This window comes from Flavobacterium branchiophilum FL-15 (assembly GCF_000253275.1).
Classification (GTDB): Bacteria; Bacteroidota; Bacteroidia; order Flavobacteriales; family Flavobacteriaceae; genus Flavobacterium; species Flavobacterium branchiophilum.
Genome location: NC_016001.1, coordinates 2,676,662 through 2,693,772, shown reverse-complemented (window position 1 = coordinate 2,693,772; position 17,111 = coordinate 2,676,662). Strand labels below are relative to the sequence as shown.

General features: G+C 34.6%; 16 protein-coding genes and 2 rRNA genes. 15 read left to right on the top strand and 3 right to left on the bottom strand.

Features of this window, described 5'->3' with window-relative positions:
* Positions 1 to 104 precede the first annotated feature (104 nt).
* The 8 genes from FBFL15_RS11695 to FBFL15_RS11665 all read left to right on the top strand — a co-directional run bounded on the left by FBFL15_RS11695 (position 105) and on the right by FBFL15_RS11665 (position 7,120).
* A 23S ribosomal RNA gene (locus tag FBFL15_RS11695) occupies positions 105 to 2,984 on the top strand.
* 172 nt (positions 2,985 to 3,156) lie between these two features.
* Positions 3,157 to 3,265 (top strand): 5S ribosomal RNA (gene rrf / locus FBFL15_RS11690).
* A gap of 318 nt (positions 3,266 to 3,583) precedes the next feature.
* The gene (locus FBFL15_RS16545; RefSeq protein WP_158309103.1) at positions 3,584 to 3,760 is read left to right on the top strand and encodes a hypothetical protein; all 177 of its coding nucleotides are present in this window, start codon (positions 3,584 to 3,586) and stop codon (positions 3,758 to 3,760) included.
* Between the two features lie 108 nt (positions 3,761 to 3,868).
* Positions 3,869 to 4,123 (top strand): hypothetical protein, encoded by a 255-nt coding sequence (locus FBFL15_RS11685; RefSeq protein WP_014084796.1) that lies wholly within the window; start codon positions 3,869 to 3,871, stop codon positions 4,121 to 4,123.
* A gap of 148 nt (positions 4,124 to 4,271) precedes the next feature.
* On the top strand, positions 4,272 to 5,336 hold the full coding sequence (locus tag FBFL15_RS16710; protein ID WP_197535529.1) for an RHS repeat-associated core domain-containing protein: 1,065 nt from the start codon (positions 4,272 to 4,274) through the stop codon (positions 5,334 to 5,336).
* Positions 5,333 to 5,974, top strand: a complete 642-nt coding sequence (locus FBFL15_RS11675; RefSeq protein ID WP_014084795.1) for a hypothetical protein — start codon at positions 5,333 to 5,335, stop codon at positions 5,972 to 5,974. The genes FBFL15_RS16710 and FBFL15_RS11675 overlap by 4 nt, the downstream gene beginning before the upstream one ends.
* Positions 5,971 to 6,480 carry a hypothetical protein gene (locus FBFL15_RS11670; protein WP_014084794.1) on the top strand — a complete coding sequence of 170 codons (510 nt, stop codon included), beginning with the start codon at positions 5,971 to 5,973 and terminating at the stop codon, positions 6,478 to 6,480. Before FBFL15_RS11675 ends, FBFL15_RS11670 begins: the two co-directional genes overlap by 4 nt.
* Before the next feature lie 409 nt (positions 6,481 to 6,889).
* Positions 6,890 to 7,120, top strand: coding sequence for a hypothetical protein (locus tag FBFL15_RS11665; RefSeq protein WP_014084792.1), 231 nt, complete (start codon positions 6,890 to 6,892; stop codon positions 7,118 to 7,120).
* Positions 7,121 to 7,430: 310 nt separating this feature from the next.
* On the opposite strand, the gene FBFL15_RS11660 is transcribed toward FBFL15_RS11665, so the two are convergent.
* The gene (locus FBFL15_RS11660; protein ID WP_014082661.1) at positions 7,431 to 8,327 is read right to left on the bottom strand and encodes an IS1595-like element ISFbr1 family transposase; all 897 of its coding nucleotides are present in this window, start codon (positions 8,325 to 8,327) and stop codon (positions 7,431 to 7,433) included.
* 166 nt (positions 8,328 to 8,493) lie between these two features.
* Between FBFL15_RS11660 and FBFL15_RS11655 the strand changes: the two genes are divergently transcribed.
* The 4 genes from FBFL15_RS11655 (at position 8,494) to FBFL15_RS11640 (ending at position 11,085) form a co-directional block, all read left to right on the top strand.
* The gene (locus FBFL15_RS11655) at positions 8,494 to 8,931 is read left to right on the top strand and encodes a barstar family protein (RefSeq protein ID WP_148267917.1); all 438 of its coding nucleotides are present in this window, start codon (positions 8,494 to 8,496) and stop codon (positions 8,929 to 8,931) included.
* A 413-nt stretch (positions 8,932 to 9,344) separates the two neighbouring features.
* A complete protein-coding gene (locus tag FBFL15_RS11650; protein ID WP_044032280.1) occupies positions 9,345 to 9,527 on the top strand; it encodes a hypothetical protein in 183 nt (60 codons plus the stop codon).
* Between the two features lie 143 nt (positions 9,528 to 9,670).
* A complete protein-coding gene (locus tag FBFL15_RS11645; RefSeq protein WP_014084789.1) occupies positions 9,671 to 9,964 on the top strand; it encodes a hypothetical protein in 294 nt (97 codons plus the stop codon).
* A 494-nt stretch (positions 9,965 to 10,458) separates the two neighbouring features.
* A complete protein-coding gene (locus tag FBFL15_RS11640) occupies positions 10,459 to 11,085 on the top strand; it encodes a chloramphenicol acetyltransferase (RefSeq protein ID WP_014084788.1) in 627 nt (208 codons plus the stop codon).
* A 1-nt stretch (position 11,086) separates the two neighbouring features.
* Here FBFL15_RS11640 and FBFL15_RS11635 read toward each other — a convergent pair whose 3' ends face one another.
* Positions 11,087 to 11,530, bottom strand: a complete 444-nt coding sequence (locus tag FBFL15_RS11635; RefSeq protein ID WP_014084787.1) for a nucleoside deaminase — start codon at positions 11,528 to 11,530, stop codon at positions 11,087 to 11,089.
* A gap of 180 nt (positions 11,531 to 11,710) precedes the next feature.
* On the opposite strand from FBFL15_RS11635, the gene FBFL15_RS11630 reads away from it, so the two are divergent.
* The 3 genes from FBFL15_RS11630 (at position 11,711) to FBFL15_RS11620 (ending at position 15,666) form a co-directional block, all read left to right on the top strand.
* Complete coding sequence (locus FBFL15_RS11630; protein ID WP_014084786.1) at positions 11,711 to 13,465, top strand: ABC transporter ATP-binding protein; 1,755 nt, start codon at positions 11,711 to 11,713, stop codon at positions 13,463 to 13,465.
* 200 nt (positions 13,466 to 13,665) lie between these two features.
* Positions 13,666 to 15,069 carry a tRNA uridine-5-carboxymethylaminomethyl(34) synthesis GTPase MnmE gene (mnmE, locus tag FBFL15_RS11625; RefSeq protein ID WP_014084785.1) on the top strand — a complete coding sequence of 468 codons (1,404 nt, stop codon included), beginning with the start codon at positions 13,666 to 13,668 and terminating at the stop codon, positions 15,067 to 15,069.
* A gap of 264 nt (positions 15,070 to 15,333) precedes the next feature.
* Positions 15,334 to 15,666 (top strand): helix-turn-helix domain-containing protein, encoded by a 333-nt coding sequence (locus FBFL15_RS11620; RefSeq protein WP_014084784.1) that lies wholly within the window; start codon positions 15,334 to 15,336, stop codon positions 15,664 to 15,666.
* Here FBFL15_RS11620 and FBFL15_RS11615 read toward each other — a convergent pair whose 3' ends face one another.
* A complete protein-coding gene (locus FBFL15_RS11615) occupies positions 15,667 to 16,671 on the bottom strand; it encodes a hypothetical protein (protein WP_014084783.1) in 1,005 nt (334 codons plus the stop codon).
* Positions 16,672 to 17,111 lie beyond the last annotated feature (440 nt).

Below are 17,111 nucleotides of genomic sequence, written 5' to 3'. Positions count from 1 at the left end.
TATCGCGTATAACGTAAATATGCGATTTATCGCGTATAACGTAAATAAGCAATTTATTGCATATTTAAAAACAATTCCTATTTGTATTGATATGAATAGGATGTACATAAGCAAAATAAGGGCGTATGGGGGATGCCTAGGCTCTCAGAGGCGAAGAAGGACGTGATAAGCTGCGAAAAGCTACGGGTAGGTGCACACAACCGCAAAACCGTAGATATCCGAATGGGGCAACCCACTATGTTGAAGACATAGTACATCGATAGATGGGCAAACCCGCTGAACTGAAACATCTAAGTAGGCGGAGGAGAAGAAAACAAAAGTGATTCCGTAAGTAGTGGCGAGCGAACGCGGATAAGCCCAAACCAATGTTGTTACGGCAATATTGGGGTTGTAGGACCACGATATTTCTTGCACAAAGAATTAGAATCTACTGGAAAGTAGAACCAAAGAGGGTGATAGTCCCGTATAGGTAATGAGTGTAAAGGATAGTGGTATCCTGAGTAGGGCGGGGCACGTGAAACCCTGTCTGAATTTGGCGGGACCATCCGCTAAGGCTAAATACTCCTGAGAGACCGATAGTGAACCAGTACCGTGAGGGAAAGGTGAAAAGAACCGTGAATAACGGAGTGAAATAGATCCTGAAACCATACGCCTACAAGCGGTCGGAGCCCATTCGTTGGGTGACGGCGTGCCTTTTGCATAATGAGCCTACGAGTTAACGTTGCTGGCAAGGTTAAGTGATTCAGTCACGGAACCGTAGCGAAAGCGAGTCTGAATAGGGCGCTTTAGTCAGTAGTGTTAGACGCGAAACCGTGTGATCTACCCATGGGCAGGATGAAGCGCTGGTAACACAGTGTGGAGGTCCGAACCGGTTGTCGTTGAAAAGACTTCGGATGACCTGTGGGTAGGGGTGAAAGGCCAATCAAACTCGGAAATAGCTCGTACTCCCCGAAATGCATTTAGGTGCAGCGCTGGTTATAAGTTATATAGAGGTAGAGCTACTGATTGGATGCGGGGGCTTCACCGCCTACCAATTCCTGACAAACTCCGAATGCTATATAATGTTTACCAGCAGTGAGGGCTTGGGTGCTAAGGTCCAAGTCCGAGAGGGAAAGAACCCAGACCATCAGCTAAGGTCCCCAAATATATGTTAAGTTGAAAGAACGCGGTTTGTTTGCATAGACAGCTAGGATGTTGGCTTGGAAGCAGCCATTCATTTAAAGAGTGCGTAACAGCTCACTAGTCGAGCGAACGAGCATGGATAATAATCGGGCATAAACATATTACCGAAGCTATGGATTTGTATTTAGATACAAGTGGTAGGGGAGCATTCTAACAGGGTTGAAGGTTTTTCGTAAGGGGAGCTGGACTGGTTAGAAAAGAAAATGTAGGCATAAGTAACGATAAGCGGTGCGAGAAACACCGCCACCGAAAGACTAAGGTTTCCACAGCTATGCTAATCAGCTGTGGGTTAGTCGGGACCTAAGGCGAACCCGAAAGGGACAGTCGATGGACAACGGGTTAATATTCCCGTACTAGTGTTAATTGTGATGGGGCGACGGAGTGATGAAAGTGTCGCGAACTGACGGAATAGTTCGTTGAAGGCTGTAGCTAAAGAATTTATAGGCAAATCCGTAGATTTTGGCAAAGGCTGATAGTACTCAGAGACTTCGGTTGACGAGATAGTACACCTAAGGGCTTCCAAGAAAACCCTCTAAACTTAGATTAACAGTACCCGTACCGTAAACCGACACAGGTAGTCGAGGAGAGAATCCTAAGGTGCTCGAGAGATTCATGGCTAAGGAATTAGGCAAAATAGACCTGTAACTTCGGGAGAAAGGTCGCCAGCGCAAGCTGGCCGCAGTGAAGAGGTCCAGGCGACTGTTTATCAAAAACACAGGGCTCTGCAAAATCGTAAGATGAAGTATAGGGCCTGACACCTGCCCGGTGCTGGAAGGTTAAGAGGAGATGTTAGTTTAGGCGAAGCATTGAATTGAAGCCCCAGTAAACGGCGGCCGTAACTATAACGGTCCTAAGGTAGCGAAATTCCTTGTCGGGTAAGTTCCGACCTGCACGAATGGTGTAACGATCTGGACACTGTCTCAGCCATGAGCTCGGTGAAATTGTAGTAACGGTGAAGATGCCGTTTACCCGCAGTGGGACGAAAAGACCCTGTGCACCTTTACTATAGCTTAGTATTGACCTTGGATAAATGATGTGTAGGATAGGTTGGAGACTGTGAAGTGGCGTCGCTAGGCGTTGTGGAGTCATTGTTGAAATACAACCCTTTGTTTATCTGAGGCCTAACTCCCAATTAGGGAGGACATTGCTTGGTGGGTAGTTTGACTGGGGTGGTCGCCTCCAAAAGAGTAACGGAGGCTTCTAAAGGTTCCCTCAGTACGCTTGGTAACCGTGCGAAGAGTGCAATGGCATAAGGGAGCTTGACTGAGAGACATACAGGTCGATCAGGTACGAAAGTAGAGCATAGTGATCCGGTGGTTCCGCATGGAAGGGCCATCGCTCAAAGGATAAAAGGTACGCCGGGGATAACAGGCTGATCTCCCCCAAGAGCTCATATCGACGGGGGGGTTTGGCACCTCGATGTCGGCTCGTCACATCCTGGGGCTGGAGAAGGTCCCAAGGGTTGGGCTGTTCGCCCATTAAAGTGGCACGCGAGCTGGGTTCAGAACGTCGTGAGACAGTTCGGTCTCTATCTACTGTGGGCGTTAGAAATTTGAGTGGATCTGATTCTAGTACGAGAGGACCGAATTGGACAAACCTCTAGTGTATCTGTTGTCCCGCCAGGGGCACCGCAGAGTAGCTACGTTTGGAAGGGATAAGCGCTGAAAGCATATAAGCGCGAAACCCACCACAAGATGAGATTTCTTTTAAGGGTCGTGGAAGATGACCACGTTGATAGGCTATAGATGTAAAGGCAGTAATGTCATAGTCGAGTAGTACTAATAACCCGTAAGCTTATGTATAAAACAGCCCCCTAAGCTCCAAAAGAGCAATATGTGGGGCTGGTAAAACTTTCTTTTAAATTTTTATCTCAATATGTTAAGATATTAGCAGTAAAACTGCAGTTGATAGTTGAAGGTTGGTAGTTGATGGCAACAGCAACAACCAAAAACCAACAACCGCTAACAAAGACCTTAAGGTGGTTATTGCGGCGGGGCTCACCTCTTCCCATCCCGAACAGAGAAGTTAAGCCCGCCTGCGCAGATGGTACTGCATTTTGTGGGAGAGTATGTCGCCGCCTTTCTTTTAGAAAACCCGTTTCAATCGAAACGGGTTTTTTGTTGTTTAATACTTTTGGCTACTATTGGTTTTAGAATTTTGTAAGTTAATATCCTTAAAAAAGAATAGCAGTAGCAAGAAAGTGAATGTCAGATGTAATACTAGAAGGATTGCCCTTGGGAACACCACCAAAAGTGGCAATCTAGCCCCGACTGGAGTGGAAATCCTTTTTGTTTTTTATTAAAAACAAAAAGATTGTAGCGTAAGGCGGGAACTGACCCTGCGTGGAACTGCCAAAAGTGGCGGCTTCAAATCCGAAAAAGTGAATGTCAGATGCGAAAAAGTGAATGTCAGATACGAAAAAAGGAATGGCGGATGCGAGAAAGTGAATTTTAGATTGGAGAAAGTTAATAGTAGTAGCGAGAAAGTGAATGTCAGATGCGAAAAAGTAAATGGCAGTAGTGAGAAAGTGAATTTCAGATGGGAGAAAGTGAATTTAGGAGATGAGAAAGTGAATTGAAGTAAGAGAAAGTGAATGCTTTCCAAAACGTTCGAGGTTTTCACTAAAAAGAGGTCAAGGAGCTGGAGTTAAAAATATAAAATATTGCCTTAATAAATTTTAATTTGTATGCCTAAATATAAATGTAAGTGTGGAAATCCTATCAACCTTAGTGATATACCTAGTCCAAATCAATTATTGATGATTGAAGATGTAGATTATGATAAGTTTTTCGAAAAAATAGATGCCGAAGAATTGTATGAAGAAATGATGATGGTAGTAAGATGTGATACTTGTAAGAGATTATATGTTTTTGAAAGTGGCTTTGATGAAGAACCTATAATGTATAGGATAGAAGAAGGTATTTGGAATAAGAGGATATAATAATAGAAATGAAATGTCTGTTATTTCACGCTGTTATCCGAATCTTTCTTGGTGTTAGTTAAAAAGTAAAATCAAAAAAAGCAATAACTTTAAACTCCACCTTCGGGGGCTGGGGGGCTTTGGAAGTTCCAATTATATTACTAACTTTGTGGGCGAAGTAAGCCAACACATGGAGTACTTTGCCTTTGGAGAAAGTTTTGTAGAGGAACATAAAAATAGCCATAACTCACCGTATAAGTTTAACGGTAAGGAGCTTGTTGAAGAAAGTGGGCTTTATTATTATGGGGCGAGGTATTATGATGCGAGGATAAGTATTTGGGCGAGTGTGGATCCGTTGGCAAACTTTAATCCTTTTATGGATGATGAGCATTATATAGACGGAGACCACAACGGTGGTGTGTTTAACCACTTTAACCATAATAGTTATGGGTATTGTTATCAAAATCCTATAAATTTAGTTGATCCAAACGGGAAGCAAAGTAATTTTCAGGCTATTATTAGAAATGGTAATAGGTTAATTACAAATACACATGCTGCAGCTTTAGGTTCACTTGATGCTGCTGCTTCGGGTTCTAGTATTGGTATAACAGACCTTATTGGTTGTTCCGATTATTCTCAACAGTTTAGAGGAAATCCTTCAGCACTACGGTCTTATTATATTGGAAGAGTAATAGGTGATATTGCAATGATATCATCAGGAGATGGAACCGCAACAGGAGGATTTTCAACTGCATTGTCGGGTCTAGGAACGGGACCTGGTGCTACAGTAATTTCAACTATTGGATCAGCAATTGGGGCGTATGGTACTGGAGTAGCCATAGCAGGTACTGTAGATCTGGCTCAAAATACAGCTATTTTGTTAAAAATGGGTGTAGATTTAGACAATGCAAGTAATAGTGCAAATTCTAATGATGAACCTTCGGCTACGGGAAGTTCTAATCCAAATGATTATTCTTCAAATTCTAAAAGAAAAGCAAATTCAAGTTCTAAAGGAGATATTCTTCAAACACCTGATTCTCATCCAGATAATTTTACAAAAAAGGGAAAAAATTATACGAATAAAAATACTGGCGAAAAATGGCAGAAGAGTAATACACAACATAGTGGAGAATCTGAATGGAAAGTTGGTTTAGGTAAAAATGAACCTACTCCAAATAAAAAAATAACTGTTACAGCCTCTGATAGAAAAGTTTTAAAAATTGATAACAAATGATGAATTCTATTTATTTTCAAACAATTTCAAAATCAATCAATTTAAACAGCTATAGTACCAGTGAAAATTGGTTTGGTTATTTTGAAAGAAATGGGGGTTATTCAAAAAGAATTGTTAATAAAACAATTTCTATATTTTTAGACTATTTTAAAGAAGATTTAAGCAATTTTGTTATTGCTTCTTCATATTATATAGATAAGAATAAATTGAATGATGAGTCTGAGAAAAACATATATAAAGATGTTCTAAACGCTGAAAAAAAATTGATTGAAAAACATTTGATTTCTGTTTTTGATTTTTCTAATTACTTTAATTATGAAGAAGATAATATTTTTGAATTACAAGTAAATAAATTAGAAAAAGAATTTAAATTTATTAAAGGCACCCCAACGTTGATAAAGGATATTTCATTAATTGCGATGTGTGATTCAAATATGAGCTATCAAGACGGACATTGTTTTTTTATTTCTTTAGTTAAAAATATTATAGTTTATCCTCACTCTGAAGAAACTGGCTTTGGTTGTTTAATAATTGATGAAAAAAAAGAAAGTGCTGCTAAAGATTTTCTAAGTTCGATTAGATTAAAGAATGATTATAATGTATTTATAAAGGTTTCAAATGAAATTAAAAAATTATGATGAAAATAATAGGTAATAAAAGTAAAATAGCAATTGAATATAAAGTTAAAGATAAAAAACAATTTATTGGATATTCAAAAATATGGTTAAGTAATAATTTTATTGGGACTATTGAAGATTTAATATTTTTTAAAGGTTATTTATTTAACGGTTTAGATTATTTAGTAAATTGTGATGAAATAGATAGTTGCTTATTTAATGTTTTTAATAATTATGATTTAAAAAAAATTTATTACTATTTTAAAAGAAATCTTAATAATGATAATGCAGAATTGAATTCATATAAATATAAAAATTCATTAGGAACATTTACTGATGATTTTTTAATATTTAGTTTTAAATATGAGGAATATATTTATATAATTTGGAAGATTACTAATACAAAATCAAATTTTAATGATATAAAAATTGCAAAAAAAAACATTAATGTTTTTAAAATTACTAAAGATGAACTTGTAGAAAAAACAGAATTATTTAAAAAATTAATAATTAATGATATGCTGTAACCCAGCTCCGCAAAGAGTTCTACTGAAAAGCTCCTCAAAGTCTATCGACTTTGAGGAATAAAAAAACCAAAAACCACAACCCGCTATAGGTGCAAAAGATGCGTTTTATGGAGCTATTTCTTTAGGAATTTCAGACATTTGTGGCTGGTCAGATCATTCTTAACAATTTAGAGGAAATTTAGGTAATTTAATTTCTTATTATATTGGCAAGGCAATAGGATCCATCAAAATGATTTCTATTGGTGAAGGCACTTCTGCGGGAGGCGCAACACTTGCTTTAGCGGGACTTGGAACTGGACCAGGAGCACCTGTAATTTCTACTCTAGGAGTTTTGGCAGAGGCATAAGGACAAGGAATAGCTTTAAAAGGGTCAGTAGATTTAGGGCTTTCATTGGGAATGCTCCTAAAAATGGGAATAGCACTAGAACAAGCAAGTAATAATGCAAATTCTAATGATGAACCTTCAGCTTCGGGTAGTTATGAATCAACCAGCAATGCTAATGTTAATAAAGAATTAAAAAATATTCAAAGTGGAAAAGGAAAAGCTAGGACTGAAAGTACTGGCGAGCAAAAGATTTTTAGAGGGGATAAGAAAGATAAACCCGGATATGGTAGTCAGAAAAAATGGGTAGGATCGTAGGAGTGGGAAGTACCTTCGGATAAAAACAATTCTAAATTAAGAATTTTAGAGAGAACAAATGCTGATGGTTCGACATCTTATGGCTGGACAAAAGAAAGTGACTATAAGGTAATACATGAAATAAAGAAAAAACCATGATATTAATTACTAAATTCAATAATTTTAAATTAAAGAATATAAAAATAAGGCGTAATGAAAATACAATATCAGATTATTTAAGTTTAGAATTTTTAGAACAAAATCTTGATACTGATATTGTAATTCAAAATAGAAATATTATTAAAATTAAATTAATTATAGAGTTATCCGTTTAGGTACTTACTATAATCTCACTATATTTAAGGGGTTTAGTAATTACCATCCTTTTAATTAAGTTATCAAATATAGTTTGTTTGCTATTTGATCTATTTAATCTGTAGCTGTACTCGTCCAAATATTTTTCAATATGTTCTTCATGCATCCATGAGAAAGTGCTTCTTAACCAAGCCTTAACTTGATGTATAATTGTATTTATCTCAAAAAAATCAGAACTATTACTCTTAATTTGGGTTATATCATACATCTCTTTTAATGGTTTGTATCCTGTCCATTCATCAGTTATTATTTTTGCCTCAGTGGATATATGTGCATCAAATATTTTTTCTAGTGATACCGAAGAATAATCATTTATTAGCTTAAAATAGGCTCTTTTTACACCACCGTTTTTATCTATTTCAACTGCAGCCACAATTTTCTTTTTCTTACTATCTGTACTTCTTCCTTGCTTGAGTGTTTCTTTACCACCAAAAACGAATTCATCAACGATTGCAGTACCTTTAATGGGATAACACTCGCTACTTTTCATTGCTTTTCTAACCTTACTCATAAACAACCAAGCCGTAGATTGCCTTATATTTAATCGCTTTGCCATCTGATTTGAAGAAATACCTTTTGTGGTTGCACTCATTTCAAAAACGATTGTAAAAGCTTTTCTCATACCAAATTTAACTTTATGGAACATAGTGTTAGCCGATGGACTTTCGATGTGATGACAGTTATTACAGTCTCTTGCAAAATTTGCTTTTCTAACAGTATATTTACTATTGCCACATTTTACACACTTATAACCGTTTGACCATTTCCGATCTGCTAGATATTCTAGACAATCTAAATCTGTTTTGAATTTATCAAAATACTCTATTATTCCTTGACCTAAGAATTGTTCCATAGCCTATTGTTTTAGTTATTACAAATATAAGTATTTAAATGGATAACTCTAATTAATTAATAAAAATAAAAAAATAATTAATTATACAAAATTATTATTTATCAATGAAAATTCATATTTCGATAGAAATGGTAATGTTGTTGAAATGTTTGGTTTTTTAAGAAGTATGAAGGATAGTAGAGTTTTTCATCAATTTGATTTTGACATTTTTAATAATTGGTCAAAAGGAATTGAGTATGATTTAATTAAAATTTCTGATGAGGATTTTAAATTACAATATTTATTATGTTGTTTTTTATGGAATTTTGACAACTTCAAATTAAACCAAAATACCAAAATATTAATTGATTGTTTTTTCGTTAAATCGGATCTTGATTTTTATTTTTTATTAGGAAAAGGTCTTTATGGAGATAGAGGATATTTCGGCAGTAATCTCGATTCATTAGAAGATATTATTATTGATTTTCACAGAGATAATGAATATTCTTTAATTAAAAGATATTCAATAGAATTTTTAAATTATGAAAATTTAGAAAAATATTTTGATTTAGATTTATTAACATTAATATTGTCAAAAACTAAAATGAATATAATCTATAACTAAACCCGAGCTCCGCAAAGAGTTCTACTGAAAAGCTCCGCAAAGTCTCCCCGACTTTGAGGGATAATAAAAACCAAAAACCACAACCCGCTATAGGTGCAAAAGATGCGTTTTATGGAGCTATTTCTTTAGGAATTTCAGACATTTGTGGCTGGTCAGATCATTCTTAACAATTTAGAGGAAATTTAGGTAATTTAATTTCTTATTATATTGGCAGGGAAATAGGATTCATCAAAATGATTTCTATTGGTGAAGGCACTTCTGCGGGAGGCGCAACACTTGCTTTAGCGGGACTTGGAACTGGACCAGGAGCACCTGTAATTTCTACTCTAGGAGTTTTGGCAGAGTTATAAGGACAAGGAATAGCTTTAAAAGGGTCAGTAGATTTAGGGCTTTCATTGGGAATGCTCCTAAAAATGGGAATAGCACTAGAACAAGCAAGTAATAATGCAAATTCTAATGATGAACCTTCAGCTTCGGGTAGTTCAACAGAATCAAATACTTCAACTTCACAACACGGAGGAGGTAAAAATGCACAACATAAAAATCAAAAAGCAAAACAAAGTGCCCAAGAAAAGTATGAGCAATTTAAAGATTAATATTATAAATTAAAATCTACACCAAATAAAACTAAAGCTGACAAACAAGCTATGACAAAATCCGAAACGCAAATGAAGCATTGGCATAAAAAGGCACAGGAAACGGGAGAAAATCATAGTCAAAAAGCAAAAGGGTCAAACTAATGAAAAAGAGTACTTATTTATATAGCTTTATTATGGAATATGACGACGGAAGTTATATTTCTCAAGTAGAAGCAACAAATGAAAGAGAAGCAATGATATCTTGGTTAGAAAATCTTGATATTACAACAATAGATAATTTTTCTTTGAATGATAAGATTAGATTAATTGAAGAAAATTTTATTGAAGAAAATCCTATTCTTATTTCTGGCTGTAAAAATATTTGGTGTTTTGGATTAAGGATAAAGAAAAATAAAGCATTAGCTCTAGTTAATATGATAAAAACATTAAAATGAACCAGCTCACTGTTGGTGTGGAAACCTTTGAGGATTACACAATGTGGCAATCTAGCCCCGACTGGAGTGGAAATCCTTTTTGTTTTTTCTTTAAAAACAAAAAGATTGTAGCGTAAGGCGGGAACTGATCCAGCATGAAAATGCCAAAAGTGGCGGCTTCAAATAAGTTAGAATTATGAGGTTAGAGGTTAGAAATTAGAGGTTAGAATTATGAGGTTAGAGGTTAGAAATTAGAGGTTAGAAATTAGAGGTTAGAATTATGAGGTTAGAGGTTAGAAATTGGAGGTTTGAATTATGAGGTTAGAGGTTAGAAATTAGAGGTTTGAATTATGAGGTTAGAGGTTAGAAATTAGAGGTTTGAATTATGAGGTTAGTGGTTTGAAGTTGTAAGTAGGAATTATAAATTATAGATTTTGTGGTTGGTTTTATTAAATATATTTTTCTGGGGTTATATTTTTTTTTTACCTTGTGCCTTTTGTAATATAACATAATTGATGAGAAAGAAAATAAATTTTGAAACTTGGAATAGGAAAGACCATTTTAATTTTTTTAATCAAATGGAGGAGCCGTTTCATGGGGTGTGTGTGAATTTGGATTGTACTTTGGCTTATCGTAAAGCAAAGGATATGAATGTGTCTTTTTTTTCTTTTTATTTGCATAAAACTTTAAGGGCTGTAAATGAAATTGAAAATTTTAGATACCGCATTATTGATGATGACGTGTATGTGTTTGACTGTATTGATGCTTCGGCAACTGTATTGAGATCTGATAAAACTTTTGGGTTTTCGTATGTTCCATTTACTGCGGATTTATTGGCTTTTGATGCACTTTTGAAAATAGAAATGGCTCGTATTGAAACTACAACTGGAATTTTTACGACTGATTATCCTGACAATTTAATTCATTTTTCGGTGCTTCCATGGCTTCATTTTACTTCGTTATCGCATGCACGAAGTTTTTCTTGGCCAGACAGTTGTCCGAAAATTTCATTTGGAAAAATGATTTCTATTCTTGATCAAAAAGTTATGCCTGTTTCGGTACATGTACATCATGGTTTGGTTGATGGGTACCATGTTGGCTTGTTTTTGAACCGATTGCAAGAATTATTTGACGAACAATAGGTTATTTTCTTTTGTTTTCAAAAAAGCGTTTCATTAGTGCCGAGGCTTCATGTTGCATTATGCCTCTTACAATTGTTGTTTTGGGGTGGATTTGTGTTTGTAAAGTTTCAAAACCTCTTTTGACATCTGGAGCTCCGAACACAATTTTTGAAATTTGACTCCAATATAAAGCTCCCGCACACATTTGACAAGGTTCGAGGGTGACATAGAGTGTGCAATTTGTGAGGTATTTGCCTCCTAAATAATTTGCAGCGGCAGTAATGGCTTGCATTTCGGCATGTGCGGTTACATCGTGTAGTAATTCGGTTAAATTATGGCTTCGAGCTATGATTTTGTTTTGAATTACTATTACTGCACCTACGGGTACTTCGCCTTTTTCAAAAGCTATTTCGGCTTCTTCAAGGGCTTTTTTCATAAAATAGTGGTCGTCAAATGGTTGTATCATGTTGCAAATATACTTATTTTTGAATTATTTTGGGCTAGATTTATACTTTCGGAATGTTTGCTACCCATTTTGAAGTTTATTTGAAATTGTAATTTTTGAAAATGGATGCATTGTGAAGCTACTTATTGAAATAAAAATGAATTTTTTAAACTAACTTTGCATTTCCTAAGAAATAATAAAATGAAAGCAAAAGCATTTGACATCCAACTTTTTTCTAGAATATTAAAATTTACTAAGCCTTATCGTTTTCGATTCAATTCGGTGATTGTGTTTGCAGTTTTGCTGTCTGTTTTTTCAGCACTACGTCCGTATTTACTTAAACAAACAGTAGATGGTTATATCAAGACACACGATCAATATGGGCTGTTGCTCTATATAATTTTGATGGGGGTTGTATTATTATTAGAAGCCTTTTCAAATTTCTATTTTGTTTATTGGGCCAATTGGTTGGGGCAAGATATTGTAAAGGATATTAGGGTAAAATTATTCCAACACATGATGGGTTTTCGTATGAAATATTATGATAATGCTCCTGTTGGTCAGCTTGTTACCCGATCTGTTTCGGATATAGAATCTATTGCCAAAATATTTAGCCAAGGGCTGTTTATGATTGGGAGTGATTTGATGAAAATGGTGGTTATTTTAGGATTTATGCTTTATATGAATTGGAAATTGACTTGGATTGTTATAGTAGCAATGCCTGTATTGGTTTTTTTTACAAGAATATTCCAACGCAAAATGCAAATAGCTTTTGAAGAAGTACGGAATCAGGTGGCCAATTTGAATACTTTTGTACAAGAAAGAGTAACAGGAATGAAAATTGTGCAGCTTTTTAACAGAGAAAAGATAGAGTATGACAAATTTAAGGCCATCAATGCCAAACACAACAAAGCATGGATAAAAACGGTTTGGTACAATTCTATTTTTTTTCCAATTGCAGATATTATTTCCTCTTTTACCCTTGGTTTTGTAGTGCTTTATGGAGGTTTTAATATTTTGAATGGCGATCAATTTACAACCTTTGGCGATTTATTTTCTTACACCATGTTTATTGGTATGCTGTTTAACCCCTTGCGACAAATTGCCGACAAATTTAATGAAATGCAAATGGGTATGATAGCTGCCAACAGGGTTTTTGATATTTTGGATACAAAAGATGAGATTCAGGATTTAGGGACCATGAAGGCTCCAAAATTTGCTGGAGATATACAATTTGAACAAGTAAGGTTTAGCTATATTGAAGGCGAGGAAGTGGTAAAAGGCATCAATTTGGAGGTTAAACCCGGTCAGATGGTTGCCATTGTGGGGGCTACTGGTGCTGGAAAATCTACGATTATCAATTTGTTGAATCGGTTTTACGATATTGATAGTGGCAATATATCTATTGATGGCGAAAACATCAAAAATTATACACTCGAGTCGTTGCGGGTACAGATTGCAGTGGTATTGCAAGACGTTTTTTTGTTTGCCGACAGTATTTTGAACAACATTACGTTGCATAACCCAGCCATTAGCAGAGAGACAGTAATAGAAGCATCTAAAAAAATAGGTGTTTATGAATTTATCATGAGTTTGCCAAATGGTTTTGATTATAATGTAAAAGAACGAGGGGTAATGCTTTCGAGCGGACAACGCCAATTGATTGCTTTTTTGAGGGCTTATGTGAGCCAGCCTAGCATATTAATATTGGATGAAGCCACCTCGTCGATAGATACTTATTCAGAAGAATTAATACAAAAAGCAACAGAAACCATTACCAAAAACAGAACATCGATTGTTATTGCACATCGATTGGCAACTATTGTAAATGCGGATCAAATTGTAGTAATGGACAAAGGTTTGATAGTGGAACAAGGCACCCATCAGGAGCTATTGGTAAAAGCCAATGGCTATTACAAAAACCTGTATGAATCGCAGTTTTCGAGTATTGCTTAATTTGTATAAATGCTCTTGATTACCGTATTTTGCGTTAGGGATAGCAGTGGAAATCCTTTTTTGAGGCTTTTTTCGGCCTCAAAAAAGATTGAAACGGATAGCCCGACCCTTGTGGTAACGCCCAAAAAAATAATGCTAATAGGCTTTTTTATTTAGCATTTGGCCCGTAGTTCAAACCTTTTTCATACAATAAATAGATTATGATTTCACAAGAAACCATTGTAGCACTGGCCACGGCCTCTGGAGCTGGAGCGATTGCAATTATCAGAATTTCTGGGCAGAATGCCATTCATATAGGAGATAGTATTTTTAAATCTATTAAAAATAAAAGCTTAACCCTTCAAAAATCGCATACCTTACATTTAGGTCATATTATTGACGAAGGCAAAATTTTGGACCAAGTATTGGTGTCTGTTTTCAAAGGACCTCATTCATATACGGGCGAAAACACGATCGAAATTTCGTGTCATGGTTCAACATTTATCCAACAACAAATCATACAATTGATACTTCGCCACGGAGCCAAAATGGCCCAACCTGGCGAGTTTACGCTACGAGCATTTTTGAACGGAAAGCTCGATTTGTCTCAGGCAGAGGCCGTTGCCGATTTAATAGCGTCAGACAATGAAGCCTCACACCAAATTGCGATGCAACAAATGCGGGGCGGATTTAGTACTGAAATTGCCAAATTGAGGGAAGAATTGTTGAATTTTGCTTCGTTAATTGAACTCGAATTGGACTTTGCAGAAGAAGATGTGGAGTTTGCCGACAGAACCCAATTTCATGCGTTGCTCACCCGAATCGAATTTGTTTTGAAACGATTAATTGACTCGTTTGCCGTGGGAAATGTGATAAAAAACGGAATTCCAGTGGCTATTGTGGGCGAACCCAATGTGGGCAAATCGACATTGTTGAACGCATTATTAAACGAAGAAAGAGCCATTGTATCTGACATTGCGGGCACCACTAGAGATACTATTGAAGACGAATTGAATATTGGCGGCATTGGTTTTCGGTTTATAGACACCGCCGGAATTCGAGAAACCAAAGATGTGGTGGAAAGCATTGGAATTCAAAAAACTTTTGAGAAAATAGAGCAAGCACAGGTGGTGCTGTATATGAGCCCCCTAGCCCCCAAAGGGGGAATTGACTTGAAGGTTTTGAACATTGAAATTGAAAAAATAAAAAATAAGTATCCCCTTAAAACTATTATTATTGTTATCAATAAATCAGATTTAGTTTCAATTGAAGAAAGCAAAAAGCTAAACCAACAACTTGAAACGTTAAACCTGAAACAAATTTTCATTTCTGCCAAAGAAAAAACAGGTATCGACGAGCTGAAAAACACCCTTTTATCGTTTGTAAACACGGGAACTTTGCGGAATAATGAAACCATCATTACCAATTCTCGTCATTATGATGCTTTGTTGAAAGCATTGGAAGAAATCCAAAAAGTGAAGTGGAGCTTGGATTCGGGCATTTCAGCAGATTTGATGGCTATAGACATCAAATCGGCATTATATTATTTTGGCGAAATTACAGGCGAAGTTACAAACGACGAACTTTTAGGAAATATTTTTGCAAATTTTTGTATCGGAAAATAACTAACGATTTCAAAGTACTATATTTCTATATGTAAAGTGCTATTAACAAAGGGATTTCTCTATATTTATAAGTTACTTTGTTTACCCTTATTTACCCTATTTAGTCTACTAATTGTACTACTACTTTTGTGAATTAGAGAATTTTTAGGAAGTTTATGCTACCATAGTCTGTAAACCCTTATAAACAAAGGAAAGTTACTTTCCAATTTTAGTTTACCGATAAATCAATGGTTTTCAATGTAGTAACTAAATAAAATAGAAGTAATGAGTCATTTAACAATAAAAAGAAATTGTGTAGTTTGTAACGAAGAATTTACCGCAAAAAGTAGTAAGGGGATTTATTGTTCTAAAATTTGTTTCAAACGAAATTATAGAAAACTACAAAAAGAAAATACGGTTGTAATTCCAAAGGTAAAACCGATTATTACCAAAGAGGATTTAATCTCAAAACACTATTTATCCGTTAAAGAAGCAGTTGTATTCTTTGAAATTTCAGAAGTTACTTTACGTAGAAAAATAAAAGAGAATACACTAAATTACGTTTGTATAAAAAATAATTTTTTGTTTTTAAAGTCAGATTTAGAGAGGGTTATCTAATTATTCTTTGCAATCATCAAAATCAAAACTATTATTATAATCTCTATCATAATCTTTATCTTCATCGTATTCTTCGTTAAAATCCTCCTCCTCCTCTTTCTTTCCCTTTTTAGCAATTGGCAAATCGGGAAACCTTATTGCTCCTCCTTTTTTTTCAGCCTTTTTAATAAAATCGTCTTCTTTAGGTATGTTATTTTTACTTTGTTTTACATCATATAATTGCGAAGTATCTACTGCCTCTAAAGGAAGTATTTTAATTTCTTCTTCCGTTTTAAAATCATCTTTTTTAGAGATACTTTTTGTAGCTCCTTTTTTAGTTTTTATCTCTAAATTATCGTTTAGATTATTTTGTTCTTCTTCAAAAATATCGTCAAAATCATCAATAAAGTCCTCTTTTTTTCTGCTAAATTCAATAGTTCGGACTACTTTTTGATTTTTGTAATATCCGTAATTTACAGCATACAATTTTAGAAAATCACACTCAAATAATTGTTTTGTCCAATTGGTAATACTACCCACACTTACATTCATTATTTTTGCGGTTGTTTCTCTTCTTTTAAAATATCCTTCTTTAGTTCTACTCAAAGTATTGTATTCTCCCCATAGTAATTTTGCACCCGTTTTCAATTTGGAATTACTATATATTTCAAAAGGAAGAATACAAACAATATCGTATATTTTAGTCTCTTCATCTTTTTCTTCGATTATTAAAAGTTCTAAACTCTTTAATTTATCGGTTAAACGATGTATTCGCTTATCTTCTTCGTCTTTTACTAAATATCCTTTTTTAATTAGACTTTTTCTACAAAGTCCAACAATATTTTGGTGTAACGATAATAATTCTCCAATATCTACATTGGTATAAATAGTATATCCATTTTTTAGATAAAATGTATAATCCAAAGATAGAATTAGTTTTTCGTTGTCCGATAACTCTCTATTTGTTAGTATTTTAGGCGATACTTTTATATTTAACTTTTTATTAAATTTCCTTTTATTTTCCATAAAAAACGACTACTTTTACTACTACAAAATGGTAATACCCCATATTCAAAGGTACAAAGATATAAAAATATCACTAAATTTGTTTTTCTAACTAACTAATTTTAGTTTACTACTTCACCAATTTTGTACTTCTAAATCACTTTTTTTGTTTTTCTTTCTCACCAATTTTGCTCTTATATATAATAATATATTCAATAAGATTAGTTAAAAAGATTAAATAATAAAACAAATAGGCAAACGATTAACATCGTTGCTCTTTATTTTTTTCTACTCCTTTTCCTTTGAATTAAAGACTACATTAGAATATCCTATTTTACTTTACCACACTACTACTTTTGTAAAATTATAGATTATCCTTTTTCCTTTGAAATTGATTACCATTAATCTCAAATGTAATTTTCATTTTCATTGAAAACAACATTTGAGATTAATACTAATTT

Excerpts from the sequence above, each read along its gene's own strand:
- FBFL15_RS11630 (WP_014084786.1), top strand. The coding sequence starts at position 11,711 with ATGAAAGCAAAAGCATTTGACATCCAACTTTTTTCTAGAATATTAAAA.
- FBFL15_RS11650 (WP_044032280.1), top strand. The coding sequence starts at position 9,345 with ATGGGAATAGCACTAGAACAAGCAAGTAATAATGCAAATTCTAATGAT.
- FBFL15_RS11645 (WP_014084789.1), top strand. The coding sequence starts at position 9,671 with ATGAAAAAGAGTACTTATTTATATAGCTTTATTATGGAATATGACGAC.
- FBFL15_RS11655 (WP_148267917.1), top strand. The coding sequence starts at position 8,494 with ATGAAGGATAGTAGAGTTTTTCATCAATTTGATTTTGACATTTTTAAT.
- FBFL15_RS11670 (WP_014084794.1), top strand. The coding sequence starts at position 5,971 with ATGATGAAAATAATAGGTAATAAAAGTAAAATAGCAATTGAATATAAA.
- FBFL15_RS11685 (WP_014084796.1), top strand. The coding sequence starts at position 3,869 with ATGCCTAAATATAAATGTAAGTGTGGAAATCCTATCAACCTTAGTGAT.
- FBFL15_RS11660 (WP_014082661.1), bottom strand. The coding sequence starts at position 8,327 with ATGGAACAATTCTTAGGTCAAGGAATAATAGAGTATTTTGATAAATTC.
- FBFL15_RS11640 (WP_014084788.1), top strand. The coding sequence starts at position 10,459 with ATGAGAAAGAAAATAAATTTTGAAACTTGGAATAGGAAAGACCATTTT.
- mnmE (WP_014084785.1), top strand. The coding sequence starts at position 13,666 with ATGATTTCACAAGAAACCATTGTAGCACTGGCCACGGCCTCTGGAGCT.
- FBFL15_RS11615 (WP_014084783.1), bottom strand. The coding sequence starts at position 16,671 with ATGGAAAATAAAAGGAAATTTAATAAAAAGTTAAATATAAAAGTATCG.
- FBFL15_RS11675 (WP_014084795.1), top strand. The coding sequence starts at position 5,333 with ATGATGAATTCTATTTATTTTCAAACAATTTCAAAATCAATCAATTTA.
- FBFL15_RS11620 (WP_014084784.1), top strand. The coding sequence starts at position 15,334 with ATGAGTCATTTAACAATAAAAAGAAATTGTGTAGTTTGTAACGAAGAA.
- FBFL15_RS11665 (WP_014084792.1), top strand. The coding sequence starts at position 6,890 with ATGGGAATAGCACTAGAACAAGCAAGTAATAATGCAAATTCTAATGAT.
- FBFL15_RS11635 (WP_014084787.1), bottom strand. The coding sequence starts at position 11,530 with ATGATACAACCATTTGACGACCACTATTTTATGAAAAAAGCCCTTGAA.